Annotated in this window: 19 protein-coding genes; 16 read left to right on the top strand and 3 right to left on the bottom strand. The window is 72.9% G+C overall.

All coding sequences use genetic code 11. The annotated features are described in order from the left end of the window. Positions 1–82 precede the first annotated feature (82 nt). The 6 genes from IE332_RS09675 to IE332_RS09650 all read left to right on the top strand — a co-directional run bounded on the left by IE332_RS09675 (position 83) and on the right by IE332_RS09650 (position 8,885). Positions 83–2,875 (top strand): alpha/beta fold hydrolase, encoded by a 2,793-nt coding sequence (locus IE332_RS09675; protein ID WP_189915042.1) that lies wholly within the window; start codon positions 83–85, stop codon positions 2,873–2,875. After that, positions 2,872–3,729: an ABC transporter permease gene (locus tag IE332_RS09670; protein ID WP_189915041.1), complete on the top strand. Its 858-nt coding sequence runs from the start codon at positions 2,872–2,874 to the stop codon at positions 3,727–3,729. The genes IE332_RS09675 and IE332_RS09670 overlap by 4 nt, the downstream gene beginning before the upstream one ends. A gap of 105 nt (positions 3,730–3,834) precedes the next feature. Next, the gene (locus IE332_RS09665) at positions 3,835–4,413 is read left to right on the top strand and encodes a dienelactone hydrolase family protein (RefSeq protein WP_373313691.1); all 579 of its coding nucleotides are present in this window, start codon (positions 3,835–3,837) and stop codon (positions 4,411–4,413) included. 560 nt (positions 4,414–4,973) lie between these two features. Continuing rightward, positions 4,974–6,701, top strand: a complete 1,728-nt coding sequence (locus IE332_RS09660) for a carbamoyltransferase family protein (protein ID WP_189915039.1) — start codon at positions 4,974–4,976, stop codon at positions 6,699–6,701. 161 nt (positions 6,702–6,862) lie between these two features. Beyond that, positions 6,863–7,582 carry an HAD family hydrolase gene (locus tag IE332_RS09655; RefSeq protein WP_189915038.1) on the top strand — a complete coding sequence of 240 codons (720 nt, stop codon included), beginning with the start codon at positions 6,863–6,865 and terminating at the stop codon, positions 7,580–7,582. 145 nt (positions 7,583–7,727) lie between these two features. After that, on the top strand, positions 7,728–8,885 hold the full coding sequence (locus IE332_RS09650) for an MFS transporter (protein WP_189915037.1): 1,158 nt from the start codon (positions 7,728–7,730) through the stop codon (positions 8,883–8,885). A gap of 83 nt (positions 8,886–8,968) precedes the next feature. On the opposite strand, the gene IE332_RS09645 is transcribed toward IE332_RS09650, so the two are convergent. Together IE332_RS09645 and IE332_RS09640 are read right to left on the bottom strand one after the other, a co-directional pair. Continuing rightward, the gene (locus tag IE332_RS09645) at positions 8,969–9,511 is read right to left on the bottom strand and encodes a HEAT repeat domain-containing protein (RefSeq protein ID WP_189915036.1); all 543 of its coding nucleotides are present in this window, start codon (positions 9,509–9,511) and stop codon (positions 8,969–8,971) included. Between the two features lie 117 nt (positions 9,512–9,628). Beyond that, a complete protein-coding gene (locus IE332_RS09640) occupies positions 9,629–10,411 on the bottom strand; it encodes a VOC family protein (protein ID WP_189915035.1) in 783 nt (260 codons plus the stop codon). A gap of 363 nt (positions 10,412–10,774) precedes the next feature. Between IE332_RS09640 and IE332_RS09635 the strand changes: the two genes are divergently transcribed. From IE332_RS09635 to dnaE, 5 genes are all read left to right on the top strand, one after another. Then, the gene (locus IE332_RS09635) at positions 10,775–11,947 is read left to right on the top strand and encodes an amidohydrolase family protein (RefSeq protein WP_229928469.1); all 1,173 of its coding nucleotides are present in this window, start codon (positions 10,775–10,777) and stop codon (positions 11,945–11,947) included. Positions 11,948–12,102: 155 nt separating this feature from the next. Beyond that, a complete protein-coding gene (locus tag IE332_RS09630) occupies positions 12,103–12,765 on the top strand; it encodes an MOSC domain-containing protein (RefSeq protein WP_189915033.1) in 663 nt (220 codons plus the stop codon). A gap of 69 nt (positions 12,766–12,834) precedes the next feature. Next, positions 12,835–13,356, top strand: coding sequence for a DUF3592 domain-containing protein (locus tag IE332_RS09625; protein ID WP_189915032.1), 522 nt, complete (start codon positions 12,835–12,837; stop codon positions 13,354–13,356). A 15-nt stretch (positions 13,357–13,371) separates the two neighbouring features. Further along, a complete protein-coding gene (locus tag IE332_RS09620; protein ID WP_189915031.1) occupies positions 13,372–14,451 on the top strand; it encodes a hypothetical protein in 1,080 nt (359 codons plus the stop codon). Positions 14,452–14,630: 179 nt separating this feature from the next. Further along, positions 14,631–18,164 (top strand): DNA polymerase III subunit alpha, encoded by a 3,534-nt coding sequence (dnaE, locus tag IE332_RS09615; RefSeq protein ID WP_189915030.1) that lies wholly within the window; start codon positions 14,631–14,633, stop codon positions 18,162–18,164. A 66-nt stretch (positions 18,165–18,230) separates the two neighbouring features. Here the strand turns inward: dnaE and IE332_RS09610 are convergent, their stop codons facing one another. Beyond that, entirely contained in the window at positions 18,231–19,118 is an 888-nt protein-coding gene (locus IE332_RS09610; RefSeq protein WP_189915029.1) for a LysR family transcriptional regulator, read from the bottom strand. Positions 19,119–19,215: 97 nt separating this feature from the next. Between IE332_RS09610 and IE332_RS09605 the strand changes: the two genes are divergently transcribed. From IE332_RS09605 to IE332_RS09585, 5 genes are all read left to right on the top strand, one after another. Next, a complete protein-coding gene (locus IE332_RS09605; protein WP_189915028.1) occupies positions 19,216–20,121 on the top strand; it encodes a dihydrodipicolinate synthase family protein in 906 nt (301 codons plus the stop codon). A gap of 113 nt (positions 20,122–20,234) precedes the next feature. Further along, positions 20,235–21,263, top strand: coding sequence for an aspartate-semialdehyde dehydrogenase (locus IE332_RS09600; RefSeq protein ID WP_189915027.1), 1,029 nt, complete (start codon positions 20,235–20,237; stop codon positions 21,261–21,263). Between the two features lie 359 nt (positions 21,264–21,622). Beyond that, entirely contained in the window at positions 21,623–22,966 is a 1,344-nt protein-coding gene (locus tag IE332_RS09595) for an NYN domain-containing protein (protein WP_189915026.1), read from the top strand. A gap of 91 nt (positions 22,967–23,057) precedes the next feature. Then, complete coding sequence (locus IE332_RS09590) at positions 23,058–24,056, top strand: ABC transporter ATP-binding protein (RefSeq protein WP_189915025.1); 999 nt, start codon at positions 23,058–23,060, stop codon at positions 24,054–24,056. After that, positions 24,053–24,862, top strand: a complete 810-nt coding sequence (locus IE332_RS09585; RefSeq protein ID WP_189915024.1) for an ABC transporter permease — start codon at positions 24,053–24,055, stop codon at positions 24,860–24,862. The genes IE332_RS09590 and IE332_RS09585 overlap by 4 nt, the downstream gene beginning before the upstream one ends. The last annotated feature ends 28 nt before the right edge of the window (positions 24,863–24,890 follow it).

Here is a 24,890-nt window from a genome sequence, read left to right as displayed (position 1 = left end):
CGGGCGGAAAGGCCCGGCGGCCGTCGGCGTCGGCGGCGGCTTTATCGGGCGCCTACCCGGACGGCGGATACGATCAGCGGCCATGGAGTTCGGTGGGGCATGGCGTCGCTGGCGAGGCCGGGGCGCGACGGTCAGACGCAAGGTACTGGCCGGTGCGGTGGCCCTGGTGGCGGTGGCCGCGGCGGGTACGGCAACGGTGGCGTCCGGCGGTGAGCAGACCGTCCGCGAGGAGGACCGTTTCCTCAGCATGCCGGAGACGCCCGGCAGCGCGCAGCAGGTCCAGCTGGACACCTCGTTCTTCACCAGCGGTGACGGCCCGCGGCCGGCGGTGCTGCTCGCGCACGGCTTCGGCGGCTCCAAGGAGGGCGAGCGCGAGCGCGCCCGACAGCTCGCCCGCCAGGGGTACGCGGTGCTGACCTGGTCGGCGCGCGGGTTCGGGCGCTCGGGCGGCAAGATCGGCCTCAACGCGCCCGACCGCGAGGTCGAGGACGTCCGGCACCTGGTGGACTGGCTGGCCCAGCGGCCCGAGGTGCGGCTCGACGGGCCCGGCGACCCGAAGGTCGGCATCACCGGCGCCTCCTATGGCGGGGCGATCTCGCTGCTCGCCTCCGCCTACGACCCCCGGATCGACGCGGTGGCCACCCAGATCACCTGGTGGAACCTGGCGGACGCGCTGTTCCCGCAGGGCGTGCAGGGCTCCGGCGCGGCGGACGGCGTGTTCAAGAAGCTGTGGGCCGGGATCTTCTTCACCACCGGCTCGGCCGCCCCCGGCTCGGCGGGCGGTCTCGGGCCGTCCGGCGGCGCTCCGCGCGAGGGCGGCGAGCCGAAGCCGGTGGCGGACGGGCAGACCGGGTGCGGGCGGTTCCTGGAGTCGCTCTGCGCGATGTACGACCGGGTCGCGACCGCCGGGCACGCCGACCCGGAGGCCGTCGCACTGCTGGACCGTTCCAGCCCGTCCTCGGTGGCGGAGCGGCTCAAGGCGCCCACGCTGGTGGTGCAGGGGCAGCAGGACTCGCTGTTCCCGCTCGACCAGGGCGACCGGATCGCCCGGGCGATCGCCGCGAACGGCGCGCCGGTGGCGGTGGACTGGTTCGCGGGCGGGCACGACGGCGGGACCGACACCAGCGAACGGGTCGACGCCCGGGTCACCGCCTGGTTCGACCACTACTTGCGGGGACTCGGGGACGACACCGGCCCGGCGTTCCGGGTGACCAGGACCGGCGGGGTGGACTCGACCGGCTTCCAGGCCGTGCTGCGCGGGGCCACCGCCGACCGGTACCCCGGGCTGGGCGGGACCGGGTCCCGGGCGGTCGAGCTGGCCGGCGGGGAGAGGACCGTGGCCAACCCGCCCGGCGGGGCGCCCCCGGGGATCTCGACGCTGCCGGGCATCGGCGCGCTCAGCCAGGCGGCCTCGCTGGGCGCCGGGCTGTCGCTGGACTTCCCCGGGCAGAACGCCGCCTTCGACTCGGCGCCGCTGGACTCCTCGCTGCACCTGACCGGACAGCCGACCGTGCCGGTGCGGGTGACGGCGGACCGGCCGGACGCGGTGCTGTTCGCGAAGCTGTACGACGTCGGGCCGGACGACAAGGCGGTGCTGCCGCAGCAGCTCGCCGCGCCGCTGCGGGTGACGGGCGCGGACGCCGGACGGACGGTCACGGTGGCGCTGCCGACGGTCGACCACACCTTCCCGGCCGGGCACCGGGTGCGGCTGGTGCTGGCCGCCACCGACCTCGCGTACGCTTCGCCCGTCGAGCCGGCCAGCTACCGGGTCGCGCCGGCCGGGGCGGTGACCCTGCCGACCGTCGAGGAGCTGGTGACGGAGGCGGCGCCGCTGCCGGCGCGGACCTGGGCGCTGCCGGTGGCCGCCGTGCTGCTGGCCGCGGGGCTGGTGCTGGCGCCGCGACTGCGGCGGCGACGGGCGGCCGGCGGACCGGACTTCGACCCGGAGCTGGCCGCGGTGCCGCTGCGGATCGACGGCCTGAGCAAGCGCTACAAGGGCGCTCAGGACCGCTACGCCGTACGGGAGTTGAGCTTCCGGGTGGAGCAGGGGCAGGTGCTCGGGCTGCTCGGGCCAAACGGCGCGGGCAAGACCACCACGCTGCGGATGCTGATGGGGCTGATCCGCCCCGATGCCGGGGAGATCCGGATCTTCGGACACCTGGTGCGGCCCGGTGCGCCGGTGCTGTCCCGGGTCGGGGCGTTCGTGGAGGGCGCCGGCTTCCTGCCGCACCTCACCGGGCGGGCCAACCTGCGGCTGTACTGGCAGGCGACCGGACGCCCGGAGGCCGACGCGCGCTTCGACGAGGCGCTGGCCATCGCCGGGCTCGGCGAGGCGCTGGACCGGGCGGTGCGGACGTACTCGCAGGGCATGCGGCAGCGGCTGGCGATCGCACAGGCGATGCTCGGGATGCCGGACCTGCTGATCCTGGACGAGCCGACCAACGGGCTGGACCCGCCGCAGATCCGGGAGATGCGCGAGGTGATGATCCGCTACGCGGCGGCCGGACGGACGGTGATCGTGTCGAGCCACCTGCTGTCCGAGGTCGAGCAGAGCTGTACGGACCTGGTCGTGATGGACCACGGGCAGCTGGTGACGACCGGCGCGGTCGGTGAGATCGTCGGGTCGTCGGAGCTGCTGATGATCGGTGTCGCCGAGCCGTACGACCCGGAGTCGGCGGCCGGGAAGGTCGCCGCGCTCGCCGGCGTCGGCTCGGCGGAGGCCGTCGAGGGCGGCCTGCTGGTGCGGCTGGACGGGCTGGCGGCCAGCGAGCTGCTGGCCGAGCTGGTGCGCCTCGGCGTACCGGTGGAGAGCGCCGGGCCGCAGCGCCGGCTGGAGGACGCGTTCCTGTCGTTGATCGGAGGTGGTGGGCAGTGAGCGCCGTGGTGTCGGCTGACCACGCGGAGGGGTACCGGGCGAGCCGGACCCTGCCGCTGCGGGTGGAGGCGATGCGCCAGCTGCGCCGGCGCCGCACCCTGGTGATCGGCGGGGTGCTGGCGGCCATGCCGTTCGTGCTGCTGGCCGCCTTCCAGATCGGCGGCACCCCGGGCCGGCCGGACCGGACCACCTTCATCGAGCTGGCCACCGCCTCGGGCGCCAACTTCGCGGTCACCATGCTGTTCGTGGGGACCGGCTTCATGCTGGTGATCCCGGTCGCGCTGTTCTGCGGCGACACCGTCGCCTCGGAGGCCAGCTGGTCCTCGCTGCGCTACCTGCTGGCCGCGCCGGTGCCCCGGGCCCGGCTGCTGGCCCGCAAGTTCGTCGTCGGGCTGGCGTTCTCGGCGGTCGCCGTGGTGATGCTGCCCGCGATCGGACTGGCCGTCGGGACCGCCGCCTACGGGTGGGGCGACCTCAAGCTGCCCGCCGGTGTCAGCCTGCCCGCCGGGGAGGCACTGCCCCGGATCGCGATCGCGGTGGCCTTCGTCTTCCTGAGCGAGATCGTGATCGCGGCCCTGGCGTTCTGGCTGTCCACGGCGACGGACGCGCCGCTCGGCGCGGTGGGCGGCGCGGTCTTCGCGTCGATCATCACCGGGGTGCTGGACGCCGTCACCGCGCTCGGCGACCTGCGGGAATGGCTCCCGGCGCACTGGCAGTACGCGTGGGCGGACGCGCTGCAGCCGCAGCTGGAATGGGGCGGCATGGTGCAGGGCGTCTCGCTGTCGCTCTCCTACGCGGCGGTGCTGCTGGCGCTGGCCTTCCGGGGGTTCGCGCGCAAGGACGTGGTGTCGTAGGGCGCGGTGCGGCGGGGCGCGTCCGTCGGACGGGCACCGGGGGCGGGTCGGGCCATGGGGGATCATGGGTGGGTAGCCGACCTCCCCTGCCGAAGGACCCGAACCGTGGCCCAGATCGTCCTCTTCCACTCCGCCTACGGGCTGCGCCCCGCCGTGCGCGCCGCCGCCGACCGGCTGCGCGCCGCCGGGCACACCGTGCACACGCCGGACCTCTTCGAGGGCCGGACCTTCGACTCGATCGAGGACGGGCAGGCGTACCAGGAGGCGGCCGGGGGCAGCGAGGAGGTGCTGCGCCGCGCGGTGACGGCGGCCGCGCCGCTGTCCGAGGGCGGGCTGGTGTACGCGGGCTTCTCGCTCGGCGGCGCGGTCGCGCAGAACCTGGCGCTGGCCGACGAGAAGGCGCGCGGGCTGCTGCTCCTGCACGGCACCTCGGACCTGCGGGAGGACGCGGTCACCGAGATCCCCGTCCAGCTGCACATCGCCGAGCCGGACCCGTTCGAGCCGGAGGACTGGCTGAACGCCTGGTACCTGCGGATGCGGCGGGCCGGTGCGGAGGTGGAGGTGCACCGCTACCGGGGCGCCGGGCACCTGTTCACCGACCCGGAGCTGCCGGACTACGACGAGGAGGCGGCGGAGCGGGCCTGGGCGGCGTCGCTGGACTTCCTCGCGGAGCTGGCGGACTGACCGGGCCGGAGGACTGACGGAGCCGGACGGCCGAGCGGGCCGGAGGACTGACGGAGCCGGACGAGTGACCGAGCCGGACGACCGACCGGGACCGGGTCGGGGCGGAAGCCCCCGGCCCGGTCTTCGGCGTTTCCGGGGCGGGCGCCCTCGGGCCGGGGGTGGCTGATGACGTGTCATGTGGTGTGTGGTGCGGGTGTGGTGAGGCGTCGGGGGGACGGTCGGGGGGCGGCGGAAGTGCCGGTCGCGGACCGGGCGCGCGCCGAAAGGTTCGTTTCCGGACAGCTACCCACAGTGATCGACGGAGCAGTGGTCCAGACCTCTTGTCCGGCCCGGGCCGCCCTGCCAGCATGAATGATCGGTTGACGAACCGTTGTTCACCGGGCGGCCTCCCGGGCGTCACAGTCCGACGGCAGGTCAGGTTGACCGGATTCCCCACGGCGTCGTTGATCTCCGGGGAAACCTCTCCATAGAGTCGCGGTGCACTCCAGCCTCACCAGCTCGCCAAATCCGTGGAATTGCCGTCGAGCGATTTCCCGTGACGTTAAGCATTGGAGCCGCACATGCTTGTTCTCGGAATCACCAACAACGATCTGGCCGGCGCCTGCCTGGTTCAGGACGGAACGGTCGTCGCGGCCGTCAGCGAGGAGCGGTTCTCCCGGGTCAAGGATCACAAGACCTGGCCGGAGCAGTCGATCGACTACGTCCTGAAGGAGGCCGGGGTCACCCTTTCCGATGTCGACCGGGTGGCCTACGGATGGCAGGCGGGATTCAGCGCCGAAAAGCACCTGCTGCTCTACGTGGACCGGATTTCGGAGGAGGCCCGGCTGCGCCCCGAGGCGCTTCCTCATCTCCGCAAGCGGATATCCGACGAAATTCGGAACGACCGCGAGAAGCGCGGTGAGTTCGATGCGTTCATCGAGGAGAACGGACTGCGCGGCAAGGTGGTTCACATCGACCACCACGAGTCGCACGGCCTGGGCGCCTTCCTCTGCTCCCCGTTCGACGACTCCCTCGTGGTCACCTGCGACGGCCGAGGGGACTTCCAGTCCCTGACCGTCACGCACTACTTCCCGGGCGGCGAGGAGGTGCTCCAGCGCGAGACCTCGATCGACAGCCTCGGGTACTTCTACGGCCGGATCACCAAGCTGCTCGGCTTCCGCCCCAACCGCCACGAGGGCAAGATCACCGGGCTGGCCGCCAACGGCGACCCGGAGAAGCTCCTCCCGCTGATGCGGCGGATGATCGACGTCGAGGAGAACGGCGCGATCCGCGCCCGCTGCGGCGACTGGTACCAGCCGTCCTACGAGGGCTACTCCGAGGCGCTGCTGGCCGAGATCGCCACCCACGAGCCGGCCGATGTCGCGGCCGCCGCCCAGCGGCACGTCGAGGACCTGCTGACCGCCGTCGTGGCGCGCCACATCGGCCGGGTGACCAGCGGAAACGTCTGCCTCTCCGGCGGCGTGTTCGCCAACGTCAAGCTCAACCAGCGGATCTTCGAGACCGCGGGCGTACGGAACGTCTACGTGCTGCCGCCGATGGGCGACGGCGGGCTGCCGCTGCAGACCGCCGTGATCGTGGCCCACCGGGAGACCGGCGAGCGCCCGCGGGTGCCCTCGATGGCGCTCGGGCCGGACGCCGCGATCTCCGAGGGCCGGCTGGAGGAGATCCTGCGGGACTACCCCGAGCTGCGCTACCGGCGGATCGGCGAGTCCATGCAGGAGGTCCTGCTGGGCGCGCTGGAGGCGGACCAGGTCATCGGCACCTACCGCGGCCGGATGGAGTTCGGCCCGCGCGCGCTCGGCCGCCGCAGCGTCATCTACGGCACCGCCGACCCGAGCATGAACGACTGGCTCAACAAGCGCCTGAACCGCACCGAGTTCATGCCCTTCGCGCCGATCACGGCCGAGGACCTGGCGGCCGACTGCTACGTGGGCTGGGAGCCGGAGCACCCGGCGGCGCTGTTCATGACGCTCACCTACGACTGCCACGAGCCCTTCGCCAAGGCCTGCCCGGCGGTGGTGCACGTCGACAACACCGCCCGCCCGCAGGTCGTCCGGGCCCAGGACGACCCGTTCCTGCACGGCCTGCTGATGGCCTGGTACGACCGCAGCGGCCAGGCGGCGCTGGTGAACACCTCGTTCAACAAGCACGAGGAGCCGATCGTCGGGTCGCACCGCGACGCGCTCGACCCGCTGGCCGACGAGGTGATCGACCTGCTGCTGGTCGACGACGTGTACCTGGTGTGGAAGGACTCCGCCGACGGCTTCATGGCGCGGCGGGCCGGCTAGGGCCTTTGTCGGACCCTGGGGCGTGTCCGACACGCCCTGGGGTCGCGCCTGCTGGATCGGCCGGGAGGTCACCTGGGGAGGTCTAGTCCAGTTGACCGCCCGGCCGATGCGGGTTGAACTATCGTCAGACCGTATGGCGCAAGCGCCGAGTGAGGAGACCGATGCAGCCGCAAGCCGGAACGCGGTACGAGGTCGAGGCCGTCGTCTTCGACATGGACGGGGTCCTGATCGACTCCAGGCCGGTGATCGAGGAGGCGTGGCGGTCGGTGGCCCGGCGCCACGGCCGGGCGCTGACCGACCCGGAGATCGAGGAGTACGTCCACGGGCGGACCGGCGACCAGACGGTACGGCTGATCTTCCCCGACCACTCGGACACCGACCGGGAGGCGATCTGGGCCGAGGTGGACACCGTCGAGGAGGAGGCGCCGTACCACGCCGTCCCCGGCGCGGACGGGCTCGCCGACCGGCTCCGGCACGCGGGGGTACCGATCGGCCTGGCCACCAGCAGCTGGACCCGGAAGATCGACAACGCGCTGGGCGGGCTCGGCCTGCTCGACGTCTTCCGGGTGCGGGTCACCCGGGACGACGTGGAGCGGGGCAAGCCGCACCCGGACCCGTACCTGGCGGCCTGCCGGGGGCTCGGGATCCGGCCGCAGCGCACGCTGGTCTTCGAGGACTCGGTCAGCGGGGTGCGCTCGGCCGTCACGGCCGGGGCGGTCTGCGTCGGGATCGGCGGGCCGGCGCTGGTGGAGGCCGGTGCGGTGGTCGCGGTGCCGGACTTCACCGCCCTGGTGGTGGCGGACGGCCGCGGGACGATCACGCTGACCGACCCGGACGGGCGGGTCACCGTGGCGCTCGCGCTCGGGCCCGACGGTGGCTGAGGCCGGCCGGGCCGCGTCGAACCCGGCGCTCGTCGATTCCGGGGCGGGGCTCGGGGACTCCGGGGCGGGGCTGGTCGGCTCCGGGCCAGCGCTCGGGGACTCCGGGCCGGGGCTCGTCGGCTCAGGGTCGGCGGCGGAGAGCCGGGTGGAGCAGGCCGGACCGGGGGTGCCGGCCGCGCCGGTGATGGCCAGGTCGGCGGCGGTCTCGGCGTTCTGCGTCTTCCTCGTCCTCGGCGTGCTCACCGCCTCGCTCGGCGCCTCCCTCCCGTACCTGCGGGAACGGTTCGGCGCCGAGCACGAGGTCGGACGGGTCGTCTCCGCCTACAACCTCGGCGCGCTCGCGGCGACCGTCTGCATCGGGCTGCTCGGCCGCCGGCTGAACGTCCGGGCGGCGCCGCCCGTCCTGCTCGCCGTCTTCGCCGCCGGCGCCGCCGGAATGGCGGCCAGCCCCGGCTGGACCGCCTACCTCGGCTGCGCGGCGGTGACCGGCATCGGGTACGGCGGGCTCGCGCTCACCCTCAACACGGCGTTCGCGCGCGGGTTCGCGGGGAACAGCGTGGTGATGGTCAACCGGTTGAACGCGGTCTTCGGGATCGGCGCGATGCTGGGACCACTGGCCGCCGGGGCCGTCGGGCACACGGACATCCGGCTGCTCGCCCTGGCCGCGGCGGTGTGCGCGCTGCCGTGCTTCCTGGTCGGGCGGGCGGGGGCGGTGCTCGCCGCCCCGAAGGGCGAGCCGGGGGCGGGCGCCGGCGGTGGCGGCCGGCGGATCGGCCTGCAGCTGCTCCCCTTCCTGCTGGTCGGCCTGGTGTACGCGGGCATGGAGACCAGCATCGGTACCTGGCAGTCGACCCAACTGGTGCGCGACGGCTGGAGCACGCAGGCCGCGACCACCGCGGCCTCCGGCTTCTGGGCCGGCATGGCCGTCGGACGCCTGGTCCTCCCGCAGCTGACCAAGCGGCTGCCCGGCCGCACCACCCTGCCCGGCTACCTGGCGGCCGGTCTCGGCGCGCTGGCCCTGGCCGCGGTGCCGCACCTGGCGGTGGTCGCCTACCCCCTGGCCGGGCTGGCGCTGGCGCCGGTGCTGCCGACCCTGATCGCCTGGGTCTCCGGCGTGGCGGAGGTGCCGCAGCAGGCGACCTCCGTACTGACGCTCTGCTGCATGCTCGGCAACGCCGTCGTCCCGGCGGTGGTCGGGGCGCTCAGCGGCTCGGACGGGGCGACGGTGATCCCGCTGGTGCTGGCCGGGACGTGCCTGCTCTGCCTCGGACTCGCGGTGTGGCTGCGGGCGGTCCGGCGCTGAGGCGCCGGAGGGTAGGGGCTCGCGTACTCGCGCAGGAAGTCGGACAGGCCGACTTCCTGCGCTTTGCGCGGTGAGCGCGAAACTCAGCCGGCGGCGGGCGGGGCCGTGCGGCGGTGGATCGGGCCGCCGGGGACGTACCAGCCGGCCTTCTTGCGGACGGCCGGGCTCGGGTCCCGCTCGTGGCAGCGCACCAGGGCGGCGAGGGCGCCGGGGACGGTGTGGACGAACTTGCCGACGAGCTCGGCGGCCCGCATCCGGACCTGCGGGTCCGGGTCGTCGGCCAGGTGCCGCAGCGCCGGGTCCAGCACCCGGTCCGCGCCCGGCGCGCAGGCGTCGTCCTTGCAGCGGTCGCAGGCCAGGGCGTGGAAGGCGGCGATCCGGACCCGGGCGTCGGGGTCGTCCGCCATCGCGATCAGGAGGTCCATCGAGTCGGTGTCGACCAGGTGGTCGAGGAGGCGGCAGCAGCCCTCCCGCACCGCCGGGTCCGGGTCGGACAGGCCGGCGCGGATGGCGTCGAGGGAGTCCGCGGCTCGGCGCAGCAGTTCGTGGTAGGCGCCCACGGTGCGCTGGGGGTCGCCCAGGTAGGAGACGAGGGCTTCGTTGTCGGTCCGTGCGAATCCGAGCATGGGGGGAGTGTCGGCCCGTAACTGGCGGCGGGGCAACGGGATTTCGGGGAGCGGGCGTGCGGGGGAATGCGGGGCGCCCGCCCGGGCGGGGTCGGGCGGGCGCGGGTGTGCGGGGGCTCAGGCCAGCGGCTGGGGCTTGATCATCGCGAAGGCGGCGCCCTGGGGGTCGGCGACGACGGTCATCCGGCCGGCCATCATGTCGAACGGCGGGGCGAGGACCGTGCCGCCGCGCTTCACCAGGGCGTCCACGGTGGAGTCGACGTCGTCGACCGCGAAGTAGGTCAGCCAGTGCGCCGGGGTGCCGGGCGGGTCGTTGGCGAGGAGGGTGGCGCCGCCGACCGCGCGGCCGCCGACCCGGACCTCCCAGTAGGAGTCCGCGCCGTCCAGCGGCTCGATCTCGATGCCGAACGCCGCGCCGTAGAAGGCGGTGGCGGCCTGGATGTCGCTGGTGTGCAGTTCGTTCCAGGTCAGCGCGCCGGCCTCGTTGACCACCTGGGCGCCGAAGAACTCGCCCGGCTGCCAGACGCCGAAGACCGCGCCCTGCGGATCGGAGGCGATCAGCATCCGGCCCAGGGCGCCGACGTCCATGACCGGGGCGATCAGCGTGCCGCCGGCGGCGACGATCGCGTCCTGGGTGGCCTGGGCGTCGGTGGTGGCCAGGTAGCTCGTCCAGACGGTCGGCGGTTCCGGCATGCCCTCGGGGGCCATCGCCGGGCCGATGCCGGCCGCGGCCCTGCCGTTGAACTCGCAGACCGCGTAGCCGCCGAACTCGGCCGGGCCGGGCTGGCCCTGCCAGCCGAACAGGTCGCGGTAGAAGTCCAGCGCGGCCTGCTGGTCCTTCGCCATCAGGTCGACCCAGCAGGGGGTGCCGGTCGCGTACGGGGTGGTGACCTCGGGCATTTTGACCCTTTCTGGTGGGGTTTGCTGCCGGTCACCCTGTCGTCGTGGGCGGTGGATCGCCACTCGACACGCCGCCGGGGCGGTGGGGCGGTGGGGCGGTGGGGCGGTGGGGCGTCGGGGCGGCGGGGGCCTCCGGTGGATCCCGAGGAACCCCGACGGACCTACGGGTACGGCCGTTCGAGCGGCCGGGCGGGCCGACACCGTGCGGAGCGGCAACGGGCGGCGGCTCGACGGCTGACCCTTCTCCGTGGCAGCACCAGACCCCGGGCCGGTGCCGAGCGCCGGCCGACCGCCACCGGAGGCAACGTCATGAAGCCCCTGAAGCACAGGAATCCGATGACGCCGATGAATCTGATGAAGCCCGTGAGGAACGGGCAACGGACCGGCAGACGGTTCACCGCCGCCGTCGTCGGCGCGACCGCGCTGGCCGTCGTCTTCTCCCCGGCGGGAGCCGGCGAGGCCTTCGCGGCCCGGGCCTGCTTCGACCGGTCCACCGAGCCGTACACCTCGGTCGTCGACGGCCACCTGCACTTCCGGCCCTTCGGCGGCCGGGCCATCCCCTTCGAGGAGATGGCCGACTACCTGCGCAAGAGCGGCGTCCGCTACGCCAACATGTTCGGCATCGGGCAGGTACTGCCCGCCGACTCCGGCTGCACGTACTACCTCGACTGCCCCGGCACGCCCGTACGGCCCATGCTGCGCAACGACTTCGTCAACGCCGAGAGCCTGCGGGAGAACCGGCCCGAGGACCCGAAGCTCGCGCTCTCCATGACGTTCATGGACCTGCACCACCCCGAGACCGTCCCGGCCGGAATCGCGCTGCTGGACCGGGAGTACCCGGGGATGTTCCGGTGGGCCGGCGAGGTCAACGTGGTCAAGCAGGCGATCCTGCCCAACCTGGCCGAACCCGCCACCAGCGAGGACATCCCGAACTGGGCGCCCTTCATGCGGGTGTACCAGGAGCGCGGGATCCCCGTCACCTTCCACTCCGACCTCGGCAACGACGCGGAGCCGACCAAGTACCTCCACCTGATGGAGGAGATCCTCACGCAGTACCCCGACAACAAGATCGTGTGGGCGCACATGGGGCTCTCCAAGGAGCTCGCCACCATGGACCCGGACGAGCACATCCGCATCCTGGACCGGCTCCTCGGCCAACACCCCAACCTGACCCTGGACTTGAGCTGGCGCGTACTGGAGGACCTCTACTTCAGCCGGCCCGGCGCCCGGGAGAAGTACGCCGCCTTCCTCGACCGCCACCCGACCCGGGCGATCACCGGGACGGACTTCGTGGCCGCGCGGAACAAGGACTACAAGGTGTACGAGGAGGAGCTGGAGGTCACCAGCCGGATCAACCGGGCACTGGACAACGAGGCCTTCCGGGACATCGCGCTCGGGCAGAACTACTTCCGGCTGCTGGGCCTGAAGGACGTGGCGCCGAGAGTCTGTCCCTCGCGGCCGCGCCCGCACGGCGGGGAGAGCACCACCCCGGCCGGCACGGGCAACCACGTCGCGGTACTGGACGACGAGGACTGACGGCCGGGCTCCGGAGCGCCGGCGGTTCGCGGCCCCCCACGCGGGTGAGCGCGAGGGGCCGCCGCGCTGACGCGGGCCGCCCCGGCGACGTCGGCGAAGTCGGCGGGGGAGGTATTCCGTGGACCCGGGCCGGGCACCCGTCGTACGGTCGAAGCATGGACGCACACGCGCGACTGCTCTCCGTCAACGTCGGCAGGCCCCGGCCGAACCCGTGGAAGGGCCTCCGCGCCACAGGCATCGACAAGCACCCGGTGGACGGCCCGGTCGCCGTGGCCGCGCCGGGCCCCAAGGGGACGGGCGCGGTCGGCCTCGCCGGGGACCGGGTGTACGACGTGCGGAACCACGGCGGCGACGACCAGGCCGTGTACGCCTACGCCCGGGAGGACCTGGACGGCTGGCAGGAGGAGCTGGGCCGGGAACTCGACAACGGCTCCTTCGGCGAGAACCTGACCACCACCGGCCTGGACGTCAACGGCGCCCTGATCGGGGAACGCTGGCGGATCGGCCCGGACGTGGTCCTGGAGGTGTCCTGCGCGCGCATCCCCTGCGGGACCTTCCAAGGCTGGCTGGACCGCGAGGGCTGGATCCGCCGCTTCACCGAGGCAGCCCTGCCGGGCGCCTACCTGCGGGTGGTCACACCCGGCGAACTGCACGCGGGAGACGCGGTGGAGGTGGTGCACCGCCCGGACCACGACGTCACAGTGGCCAGCTCGTTCCGCGCGGTGACGACCGAACCGCAGCTGCTGCCGGGCCTGTTGGCGGCGGACGCGCTCCCGGAGGAGATCAAGGAACTGGTGCGGAGGCGGACCCGGGCGTAGCGTGGCGGAGCCGGTGGGTGCGGCTGGCGTGCGCGGGCGTGGGCAGTCGGGCCGACACCGGGGGGATCGATGGAGAACACGCCGGACCACGGCCGGACGGTGCGGAACGGGTCGATCGCGATGATCGCCCTGGGGGTCCTGCTGTTCGTCCTCAGCCTGGTCTACCTGATACCGCACGACATGGGTGTGACGTCGGATCTGCGCAGCCGTGGCGTCCACACCCCGGCGGTCGTCACCGAGTGCACCGAAGTGAGCGGGCCGCGGGACAACCCGGCAGGGAACGCCGACTGCCGGGTGCGGTTCACGACGCCCGGGGGGACATCCGTCGAGACCCGACTCGCCTACGTCACCGACACCATCAAGGCCCGCGACACCGTGACGGTGGTGTACGACCCCCGGCACACCGATGTCGCCGCTCTCGCTTCGAGCATCGGCTTCTGGAACTCGCTGGGCCGGAACGTACTCGATGTGGTCGCACTGGTCGCGTCGGTCGTCATGACCCTGCTGGGCCTCGCGGTCCATCTCGCCTACCGCCGGCTCACCCGGGCACGGAGGCGCCCGAGGAGGGGGAGTGAGCCCGCGACCTCTTGAGGCACGATGGACCGCGTGACACAGCGGAGATACGAGTACGCGCCACCGAACACCCTCCTCGGCCTGCTGCAGCGCGGCCGGGGTCAGGGCGCGCTGATGGCCGCCGAGGACCGGGCTTCGGTCGCCGACCTCGTCCACGGCTGCATCCGCTGGGAGTGGCGGTGGGACTCGCAGGTCGACGACCGGCACCTCTACCTGGCCCGGCTGATCCGGGACCTTGAGCTGCCGCTAGCGCCGGTAGTGGAACTCCTGTCCGACGACGAGGACACCCGCGACCGGGCCGTCGGAGTCCTGGAGCTGCTGGCACTCGGGGGCTCGACCGAGGCTCGGGAGGCCCTGCGGGATCAGGTGGCGAAGGAGGAGCACGAGGAATTCCCGGCTTCGCAACGGCAGCCCGGCGAGCCGGATCCGATGGCCGGGCTGCCGAACACCGCACTGCTGGAACTGCTCGCCGACCCTGACGAGTCGGCGCACCGCAAGAGGAACGCGCTGCGCGTCCTCTACCGGCGGGAGCCGGAGCCCGCACTCGTCCCGCTCGTCCCCTCGCTCGGCACGGCGGACGGCGAGTACTCCCTGCCGCTGCTCCCAGGTGTCATCCGTAAGCTCGGCGCCCTCGCCATGCCGGCCGCCCGTGAGTGGGTTGCCTCCGACACCCGTTGGCTGGCCTGGGAGGGCCTGTCCGTCCTGGCTGAACACGGCGAGGAGCAGGACATTCCGACGCTGATCGCCGAGCTGGAGCGGGACTGGGTGGACCGTATCTGGTGCGGGCCGGTTCAGATGGCACGTGGGCTGGCGCGATTCGGTCCGAAGGCCGCTGACGCGATCTCCCTGCTGCGGCGCTTCTGGCTCCACACCCCGCACTCGTACGAGCGCCCCGACTACCTGACGGCGTTGGACGCCCTCGGCTCGTCGGGGATGGCCGAGGCGTACACCGAGTCACTGTGGGACTGCGAAGCGCGAGCGCGTCTGCTGGGCGTCGAGCGGGCCCCCGACCGCCCCCATGTGCGCGACCGGCTGGCCTGTCTCGGGGACGATCCGATGGAGGATCCGGAGGTCAGAAACGCCGCTCGGGCGCGACTCGCCGGGCTGACCTAGGGGCCTCTCCCGTCGAGCGGCAAAGCTGTTCGAGGGGGCTAGAGTGGACGGGTGAACGTGTGAGTGACGGTCCGGACCCCGTGAGGTGGTCCGGGCCACATCCATTTCCGGGGCATCCCCTGTGACCTGCGCGTTCGCCGGCCCACCAGCCCAGCACGAGAGCCTTCGGAGGCCCCGCCTTGAGCGATCAGCCGTTCGCGCATCTGCACGTCCACACCGAGTACTCGATGCTGGACGGTGCCGCCCGGCTGAAGCAGATGTTCAAGGAGGTCGAGCGCCTCGGGCAGACCCATGTGGCGATGACCGACCACGGCAACATGTACGGCGCCGCCGAGTTCCACAAGCAGGCCACCGCGGCCGGGATCACGCCCGTCATCGGCATCGAGGCGTACGTCGCCCCGGAGTCCCGCTCGAACACCAAGCGGATCCTGTGGGGCCAGCCGCACCAGAAGCGGGACGACGTCTCCGCGTCCGGCGCGTACACCCACAAGACCATCTGGGCCCGGAACAAGGAGGGCCTGCACAACCTCTTCAAGCTGACCTCGCGCTCCTACGCCGAGGGCTGGCTGGTGAAGTGGCCCCGGATGGACAAGGAGCTGATCGCGGAGCTGTCCGGCGGCCTGATGGCCACCACCGGCTGCCCGTCCGGTGAGGTCCAGACCCGGCTGCGCCTCGGCCAGTTCGACGAGGCCGTCAAGTCCGCCGCCGACTACCAGGACATCTTCGGCAAGGAGAACTACTTCCTGGAGCTGATGGACCACGGCCTCGACATCGAGAAGCGGGTCCGCGACGGGCTGCTGGAGATCAGCAGGAAGCTGAACATCCCGCCGGTCGTCACCAACGACTCGCACTACACCACCGAGGCCGACGCGGGCGCGCACGACCTCCTGCTCTGCGTCCAGACCGGCAAGAACCTCTCCGACCCGGACCGCTTCCGCTTCGACGGCACCGGCTACTACATCAAGTCCGCCGCCGAGATGTACGCGCTGGACTCCTCGGACGCCTGGCAGGAGGGCTGCCGCAACAGCCAGCTCCTGGTCGCCTCCCGCGTCGACACCGAGGGCATGTTCAAGTTCAAGAACCTCATGCCCCGCTTCCCCATCCCGGAGGGCTTCGAGTCCGAGGCGGACTTCTTCAAGTCCAAGGTCTGGGAGGGCATGGACTGGCGCTTCCCGAACGGGTACGACGAGGAGCACAAGAAGCTCGCCGAGTACGAGATGGACACCATCATCCAGATGGGGTTCCCGGCGTACTTCCTCGTGGTCGCCGACTTCATCATGTGGGCCAAGAGCCAGGGCATCGCGGTGGGCCCGGGCCGCGGTTCGGCGGCCGGTTCGCTGGTCGCGTACGCGATGGGCATCACCGACCTCGACCCCATCCCGCACGGCCTGATCTTCGAGCGCTTCCTCAACCCCGAGCGCATCTCCATGCCCGATGTCGACATCGACTTCGACGAGCGCCGGCGCGGTGACGTGATCCGCTACGTGACGGAGAAGTGGGGGTCCGACAAGGTCGCCATGATCGTCACGTACGGCACCATCAAGGCGAAGGCCGCCATCAAGGACTCCTCGCGGGTCCTCGGCTACCCCTACGCGATGGGCGACCGGATCACCAAGGCGATGCCGCCGGACGTCATGGGCAAGGGCATCCCGCTCTCCGGCATCACGGACAACAGCCACCCGCGCTACGGCGAGGCCGGCGAGATCCGCGGGCTGTACGAGAGCGACCCGGACGTCCGGAAGGTCATCGACACCGCGCGCGGCATCGAGGGCCTGATCCGCCAGCCCGGTGTGCACGCGGCCGGCGTCATCATGTCCGCCGAGCCGCTGACCGACCACATCCCGGTCTGGACCCGGCACACCGACGGCGTCACCATCACGCAGTTCGACTACCCCACTTGTGAGGGCCTCGGCCTCCTCAAGATGGACTTCCTCGGCCTGCGCAACCTGACGATCATGGACGACGCCGTCAAGGCGATCGAGCGGAACAAGGGCGAGAAGATCGAGCTGCTCAAGCTGCCGCTCGACGACAAGCCGACCTACGAACTCCTCGCCCGCGGCGACACGCTGGGCGTCTTCCAGCTCGACGGCGGGCCGATGCGCTCGCTGCTGCGGCTGATGAAGCCCGACAACTTCGAAGACATCTCGGCTGTTCTGGCGCTGTACCGGCCGGGCCCGATGGGCGTCAACTCCCACACCAACTACGCCCTGCGCAAGAACGGCCAGCAGGAGATCACCCCGATCCACCCGGAGCTGGAGAAGCCCCTGGAGGAGGTGCTCCGGCCGACGTACGGCCTGATCGTCTACCAGGAGCAGGTGCAGAAGGCCGCGCAGATCCTCGCCGGGTACTCGCTCGGCCAGGCGGACCTGCTGCGCCGGGCGATGGGCAAGAAGAAGAAGGAGATCCTGGAGGCGGAGTTCGTTCCCTTCCAGAAGGGCTGCCGCGAGCGCGGCTACTCCGACGCGGCCATCCAGGCGGTGTGGGACGTCCTCGTCCCCTTCTCCGGCTACGCGTTCAACAAAGCGCACACCGCGGGCTACGGGCTGGTCTCGTACTGGACGGCCTACCTGAAGGCCAACTACCCGGCCGAGTACATGTCCGGCCTGCTCACGTCCGTCAAGGACGACAAGGACAAGTCGGCGGTCTACCTCAACGAGTGCCGCAAGATGGGCATCCAGGTGCTGCCGCCGGACGTCAACGAGTCGGACTCGGACTTCACCCCGCACGGTGACGACACCGTCCGCTTCGGCCTGACCGCCATCCGCAACGTCGGCGGGCCGGTCGTCGAGTCGATGATCCGGACCCGGAAGACCAAGGGGAAGTTCTCCTCCTTCCCCGACTTCCTGGACAAGGTCGAGTCGGTGGTCTGCAACAAGCGGACCGTCGAATCGCTGATCAAGGCCGGCGCCTTCGACTCGCTCGGGCACACCCGCAAGGGCCTCAGCGCGCAGTTCGAGCCGATGATCGACAACGTCGTCGACGTGAAGCGCAAGCAGGCGGTCGGGCAGTACGACCTCTTCGGCGGCGACATCGCCTCGGACGAGCCGAGCTTCGGGCTGGACGTCGTCTTCTCCGAGGAGGAGTGGGAGAAGTCCTTCCTGCTCACCCAGGAGCGGGAGATGCTCGGCCTGTACGTCTCCTCGCACCCGCTGCACGGCATCGAGCACGTGCTCGCCGACAAGGCGGACTGCGCGGTCGCCGACCTCGCGGACCGGCCGGACGGGACGATCGTCACCATCGGCGGCATCATCTCGGGCCTCCAGCGGAAGATGACCAAGCAGGGCAACGCCTGGGCGATCGCCACCGTCGAGGACCTGGCGGGCTCGATCGACTGCATGTTCTTCCCGGCGAGCTACCAGTTGGTCTCCTCCCAACTGGTCGAGGACGCCGTGGTGTTCGTGCGCGGCAAGCTCGACAAGCGGGAGGACGTGCCCCGGCTGATGGGCATGGAGCTGTCCGCCCCGGACCTGTCGAACGCCCACGCCGAGGCGCCGATCGTCATCAACATCCCGACCGGGAAGGTCACCCCGCCGCTGGTCGCCCGGCTCAGCGAGGTGCTGACCCACCACAAGGGCACCACCGAGGTGCGGGTGCGGCTGGAGGGCCGCACCAAGACCACGGTGCTGCGGCTGGACCGGCACCGGGTGAAGTCGGACCCGGCGCTGTTCGGGGACCTGAAGCAGCTGCTCGGGCCGAGCTGTCTGGTGGTCTGAGCCGCCCGGCGGTCCGATCGAGGGCCTGAGCCCGGGGTGCCGCCGGCGCCCCGGGCTCTTCCGCGTTCAGGAGCCGCTGCCGAGACCGGGGGGTACCGCGGTGTGGAGGGCCGAGACGAAGGCCGAGATCGCCGGGTGGGACCCGGCGCCGGCCCGGAAGGCGGCGCGGGTGCGGCGGTACATGGGCAGGCGGGTGAGGACGACGCCGGGCGGGGGCTGGGCGGTGCCGAGGTGGGGGACGAGGGCCACGCCCTGGCCGGCGGCCACCAGGGCGAGGACGGTGGTGAAGTCGTCGATCTGGTGGCGGATCCTGGGGGCGAAGCCGGCCGACTCGCAGGCGCGGACGGCCATGGTGTGGCAGAGGGTGCCGGGCGGGGACATGATCCACGGGGCGCCGCGCTGTTCGGCGATAGTGCCGGCGGTGCGGCCGGCCAGGTACATGGGCTCGGTGAAGACCGGGCGGGTCGCCGCGAGGCCCGGTTCGGGGTCGGACGGGACGAGGTCGTACTCGTGCACCAGGGCCACGTCCAGCTCGCCCGCGCGCAGGGCGGCGCCGACGACCGCCGGGTCCACCTCGGTGACCATCGGCTCCAGCCCGGGGTGCCAGGCGGCGAGCTCGGCGAGCACCGCCGGGATGATCGCGCGGGCCGCCGAGGGATAGGTGCCGATCCGCAGCGGACCGGCCAACCCCCGTCTGGCGTGCGCGAGTTCGGCGCCCGCCTGCTCCAGCAGGGCGAGCACCGACTCAGCGTGCCGGACCAGGTTGCGCCCGGCCGGGGTGAGGGTGACCCGGCGGCCGGTGCGCTCCAGCAGCGGGACGCCCGCCTCCTTCTCCAGGACGGACAGCTGCTGGGACACCGCGGACGGGCTGAAGGAGAGCGCCTCGGCGACGGCCGCGATGGTGCCGAGGTGGGCGAGTTCGCGCAGCAGGCGCAGGCGTCGGACGTCGAGCATCGGCTCAGCTTACGAGAGCGAGCATCGGCTCAGCTTACGAGAAGCGTCGGAAATGTGAACTGGACCTGCGGTGACGGTCGGCCGCAGGATCGTGCGCATGGAACTCAAGGGCCTGGAACTCAAGGGCATCTACGTCCCCCTCGTCACCCCTTTCGCCGCGGACGGCGGCGTCGCCCTGGACGCGCTGGAGAAGCTCGCGTACGAGCTGCTCGACGCCGGCGCGGCCGGGCTGGTGGCGCTCGGCACCACCGGTGAGCCGGCCGCGCTGACCGCCGGGGAGCGGGACGCGGTGGTGGACGTCGCCGCGGCCGCCTGCGCCGCGCGCGGCGCGCAGCTGATCGTCGGCGCGTCCGGCGGGGACACCCGGGCGACCGCCGAGTCCCTGGCCGCGCTCGGCGCGCGGGTGCCGGGGGCGGCGGCCGCGCTGGTCACCGTGCCGGCCTTCGTCCGGCCCGGCGAGGCGGGGACGGTCGCGCACTTCCGGGAGCTGGCCGCGAGCAGCCCGCTGCCGCTGGTCGTCTACCACATCCCGTACCGCACCGGGCAGCAGCTGTCGGCCGCGGCGCTGCGCGAGATCGCCGCGATCGAGGGTGTGGTGGGCGTCAAGTACGCGACCGGCGGGCTGGACCAGGCGGCCGCCGAACTGCTCGCGGACGCCCCCGACGGCTTCGCGTTCCTGACCGGGGAGGACGCCTTCCTCGCGCCGATGCTGGCGCTCGGCGCGGCCGGCGGGATCCTCGCCTCCGCCCACCTGGCCACCGCCCGGTTCGTGGAGCTGGCGCAGGCCTGGCGGGTCGGGGACGTCGAGTCGGCGCGGGCGCTCGGGCACCGGCTGACCGGGCTGGCGCTGGCGGCGTTCGCGGCGCCGAACCCGGCGGTCACCAAGGGCGTGCTGCACGCCCTGGGGCGGATCCCGACCCCGGACGTCCGGCTGCCGCTGCTGCCGGCCGGGCGGGCCGAGGTGGAGGCCGCCCTGGCGTTGGTGAGTGGTCTGGACCACTAGGGCCCGTCCGAGGCGCCTCTCACCCACTGAAATGGCAGGTCGCCCCACCCCCGTGACAAGGCATGATGGGCGGAGTGCGGCTGTAGACAGCACCATCCAGAGGAGTAGTCGGAATGAAGATCGGCATTGTCGGTGCCACCGGCCAGGTCGGCGGCGTGGTCCGCGAGATCCTGGCGGAGCGAAGCTTCCCGGTGGAGCAGCTGCGGCTGTTCGCCTCGGCCCGTTCGGCCGGGCGCACGCTGCCCTGGCAGGGCACCGAGGTCACCGTCGAGGACGCGGCCACGGCCGACTACACGGGCCTCGACATCGTGATCTTCTCGGCCGGCGGCTCCACCTCCAAGGCCCTGGCCCCCAAGGCGGCCGCGGCCGGTGCCGTCGTCATCGACAACTCCTCCGCCTGGCGCCGCGACCCCGAGGTCCCGCTGGTGGTCTCCGAGGTCAACCCCGAGGCCATCGCGGACCGCCCCAAGGGCATCATCGCCAACCCGAACTGCACCACCATGGCCGCCATGCCCGTGCTGCGCCCGCTGCACGAGGAGGCCGGGCTGGCCGCGCTGGTCGTCTCGACCTACCAGGCCGTCTCCGGCAGCGGTGTGGCCGGTGTCGCCGAGCTGCGGGACCAGGCCGCCAAGGTCATCGACGGTGCCGCCGCGCTCGCCCACGACGGCTCCGCGGTCGAGTTCCCCGAGCCCAAGGTCTACAAGCGCCCGATCGCCTTCAACGTGCTGCCGCTGGCCGGCTCCATCGTCGAGGACGGCTCCAACGAGACCGACGAGGAGCAGAAGCTCCGCCACGAGAGCCGCAAGATCCTCGGCATCCCGGAGCTGAAGGTCTCCGGCACCTGCGTGCGCGTCCCGGTGTTCTCCGGCCACTCGCTGCAGATCAACGCCCGCTTCGAGCGCCCGATCAGCCCCGAGCGCGCGGTGGAGCTGCTGGCCGGCGCCCCCGGCGTCGAGCTGTCCGACATCCCCACCCCGCTGCAGGCCGCGGGCCGGGACCCGAGCTTCGTCGGTCGCATCCGGGTGGACGAGACGGTGGAGAACGGCCTGTCGCTGTTCGTCTCCAACGACAACCTGCGCAAGGGCGCCGCCCTCAACGCCGTCCAGCTGGCCGAGCTGGTCGCCGCCGAGCTCAAGGGCTGACCTCCGGGTTCGAGGGCTGACCTCAGGATTTCTCGGGCCGGCCTCCGGGTTCAAGGGTTGAAGTCCGCCGGCCGCTCGCCGGGCTCCAGCGCACACAGGTCGAAACACCGCCGCGTGACCTCGGGCGGGCCCCGTCGTTGAACGGGGCCCGCCTTCGCGTTGTCCGGACTCGGTCGGGGCGGCTGTTGCGGTACCGGGACATCCGGCAAGGTTCGGCAGGCGAACCCCGGGTAAAAGGTGACCCAACGATCGGGCGACGACGGGGGCCCCTCACCTCGGCACGCCCGGACGACGGGTGGACCGCCCACCCCGAACGACCGACCCGACTGATTCCGAGGGCGAGCGAAAAGAGGTGCGCGATGGACCGCTGTGTCGTCCTGGTGGACGCCGGATATCTGCTGGGCGCCGCCGCCAGCCTGCTCGCAGGGGATCCATCCCGGTCCAAGGTCACGGTGAACCACACGGCCCTGATCACCGCGCTGCGCGAGCGCGCCGAGGCGGAGACCGGGCTGCCGCTGCTGCGCATCTACTGGTTCGACGCCGCGCCCGACCGGCGCCCGATGCCCGAGCACCGGCGGCTGCGCGTCCTGCCCCGGGTCACCGTGCGGCTCGGGGCCCTGACCCGGGCCGAGGGCCGGTGGGTGCAGAAGGGCGTGGACGCCGCGATGCACGCCGAGCTCTCCGAACTCGCCCGCAACCGGGCCTGCGCCGACGTCGTACTGATCACCGGGGACGGTGACCTGCTGCCCGGCATGATGACCGCCAAGGAGCACGGCGTCGCCGTCCACCTGTGGGCCCTGCAGGCCGCCGACGGCGACTTCAACCAGTCCGAGGACCTGGTCGGCGAGGCGGACGAGCGGCGGGTGCTGGACCGCGAGTGGATCGAGGGCTCGTTCTCGCTGCGGGACACCGCCAACCTCTTCCCGGCGCCCGGGGCCCGGCAGGAGATCGCCAAGATCCTCGCCGCCCCGCCGGCCGCGCTGCCGAGCGTGGTGCCCGGTGTGGTCCCGAGCGTGGTGCCGGCCGGGGTGCCGCCGGTGGTCAGGCCGGCCGCCGCCGCGGCAGCCGGCGTCGCCCCCGCCTCCGCCGCCAACGGCCGGTCACAGCCGGCGGCGACCGCGCTCAAGGTCGTCCCCACGCCGAAGGACCTGGCCGGGCGGGCCCCCTCCGCCACCCCGATCGCCCCGGTGGCGAACGGGCACGGGGCGCACGGGTCCGCCGCCCACGCGAACGGGACGAACGGGCACGGGACGAACGGCCACGGCGCCGCCGCCCAGGCCGGGCCGGTCCTGCGGTGGTCCTCCGACCGTGGCTGGGTCGACCGGCCCGCCCCGGAGCCCGCCGTCACCGCCGGGGACAGCCTGCCCACGCTCGCCCAGCTCACCACCTCCGAACAGCGCTGGGCCGACCGCGAGGAGGACATCACCTCCATCGGCGGCGACGCCCACGAGGTCGGCCAGGTCTTCGCCCGCCGCTGGACCGAGCGGATCGGCGACTCCGAGCGGCTCACCGTGCTCTGGCCCGACTACCCGCGCATCCCGCACCGGGTGGACGGCGAGCTGCTCCGCTACGCCGCCCGCTTCGGGCTGCTCGCGCACAAGGACGACCAGATCGACGAGCACGACCGCTACGCCATCCGGGCCGGGTTCTGGAAGGAACTGGCGGTACGGGTGCCGGGCGGGTCGATGGTCGTCGACGACTGAGCCGTGAGCGGGCGGCCGGGGAGCCCAGGTGACCGCCGGGCGACCGACCCGTTGTCCGGTTCGCCCGTATGAGCGCGTAGAGTCTTCGGTCGTGAGTGAGACGGCCGGGCGAGCACCCGACGAAACCCCGCCGTGCGTCGTCGTGCGCGACCTGACCAGGACGTATCGCAGCGGGCGCGGCGCGGCCGCCACCGAGATCCGCGCCAACGACGGGATCAGCCTCACCGTCCGGCGGGGCGAGGTCTTCGGGCTGCTCGGCCCGAACGGCGCCGGCAAGTCGACGCTGGTGCGCCAGCTCACCGGGCTGCTGCGCCCCGACTCGGGAACCGTCGAACTGCTCGGCCACGACATCGTGCGGCACCCCGAGCGGGCCGCCCGGCTGCTCGGGTACCTCGGGCAGGAATCCACCGCGCTGGACGAGCTGACCGTCGCGCTCGCCGCCGAGACCACCGGACGGCTGCGCGGGCTCGGCCGGGCACAGGCCCGGAGCACCGCCGCGGACGTCCTGGAGGAGCTCGGGCTGACGGCCATCGCGCACCGGCCGCTCGCCAAGCTGTCCGGCGGCCAGCGGCGGCTCGCCTGCTTCGCGGCCACCCTGGTGGGGGACCGGCCGCTGCTCGTCCTGGACGAGCCGACCACCGGTATGGACCCCGTCGCCCGGCGGGCCGTGTGGCGCGCCGTCGACCGGCGGCGGGCCGAGCACGGGACGACCGTGCTGCTGGTCACCCACAACGTGATCGAGGCGGAGACCGTGCTCGACCGGGTCGCCGTGGTCGACGACGGCCGGGTGATCGCCTGCGACACGCCCGGCGGGCTGAAGGCGCTGGTGGACGGCGACGTCCGGCTCGACCTGGTCTGGCGCGACGAGGCGCCGGTCGGCGTGCCCGCCGTCGCCGCGCTGCGCGAGCGGGCCGAGTGCACCGGGCGCCGCTGGACCGTCCGCACCACCCCCGAGCAGGCCCGCGAGCTGGTCGCCGCCGTCACCACCGGCCCGGCCTTCGCCGCCCTCGACGACTTCACCCTCGCCACCCCCAGCCTTGAGGACGCCTACCTCAAGCTGGGCGGCCGCCACGGAGGACTGGCCAAGTGACCCTGCTCTCGGCGCCGCCGCGCACCGACCGGCCGACCGGCGGGCCCGCCCCGCTCGCCCCCGCGGCCCGGCTGCTGCCCTCGCTGGCCGCCGTGTACCGGGCCCAGCTCGCCCGGGCGAGGGTGGCGCGGATCCCGCTGCTGTTCGTCGCCACCTTCCAGTCGCTCGGCATCCTGGTGATGATGCGGGGCGTCGTGGAGGCCGGACAGTCCTCGGCGGCGCGGTCGGTGGTGGCCGGGTCCAGCGTGCTGGTGGTGGCCTTCGTCGCGCTGAACCTGCTCGCCCAGTACTTCGGCAAGCTGCGGGCCACCGGTGGCCTCGACCACTACGCGACGCTGCCGGTGCCGGCCGCCTCGGTGGTGCTGGGGGCGGCCGCCGCGTACGCCTCCTTCACGCTGCCCGGGACGGTCGTCACGGCGGCCGTCGGGGCGGTCATGTTCGGACTGCCGCTCGGGCAGCTGTGGGTCCTGCTGGCGGTCGTGCCGCTGGCCGGAGCCGCGCTGGCCGGGCTGGGGGCGGCCTGCGGGCTGCTGGCGCCGCGGCAGGAGATCGCGACGATGCTGGGGCAGCTCGGCATGTCCGCCGCCCTGCTGCTCGGCGTGCTGCCCGTCGACCACCTGCCGCAGCCCGTGCTGTGGCTGCGGGACCTGCTGCCCTCCACGTACGGGGTCGAGGCCTTCGCGCGGACGTTCGCGCCGGACCCGGACTGGGCGATGGTGCTCGCGGACCTCGGGGTGTGCGCCGGGGTGGGCGTGCTGTCACTGGGCGTGGCCACCTGGGCGTACCGGAGGGCGGTCGCTCGCTGAAGCCCGCCCGGGTGGTGGGGCCGTTCCG

Source organism: Kitasatospora xanthocidica (assembly GCF_014656195.1).
GTDB lineage: Bacteria > Actinomycetota > Actinomycetes > Streptomycetales > Streptomycetaceae > Kitasatospora > Kitasatospora xanthocidica.
The sequence above is the reverse complement of the archived record's forward strand: the minus strand, read 5'-3'. Positions and strand labels throughout refer to the sequence as shown.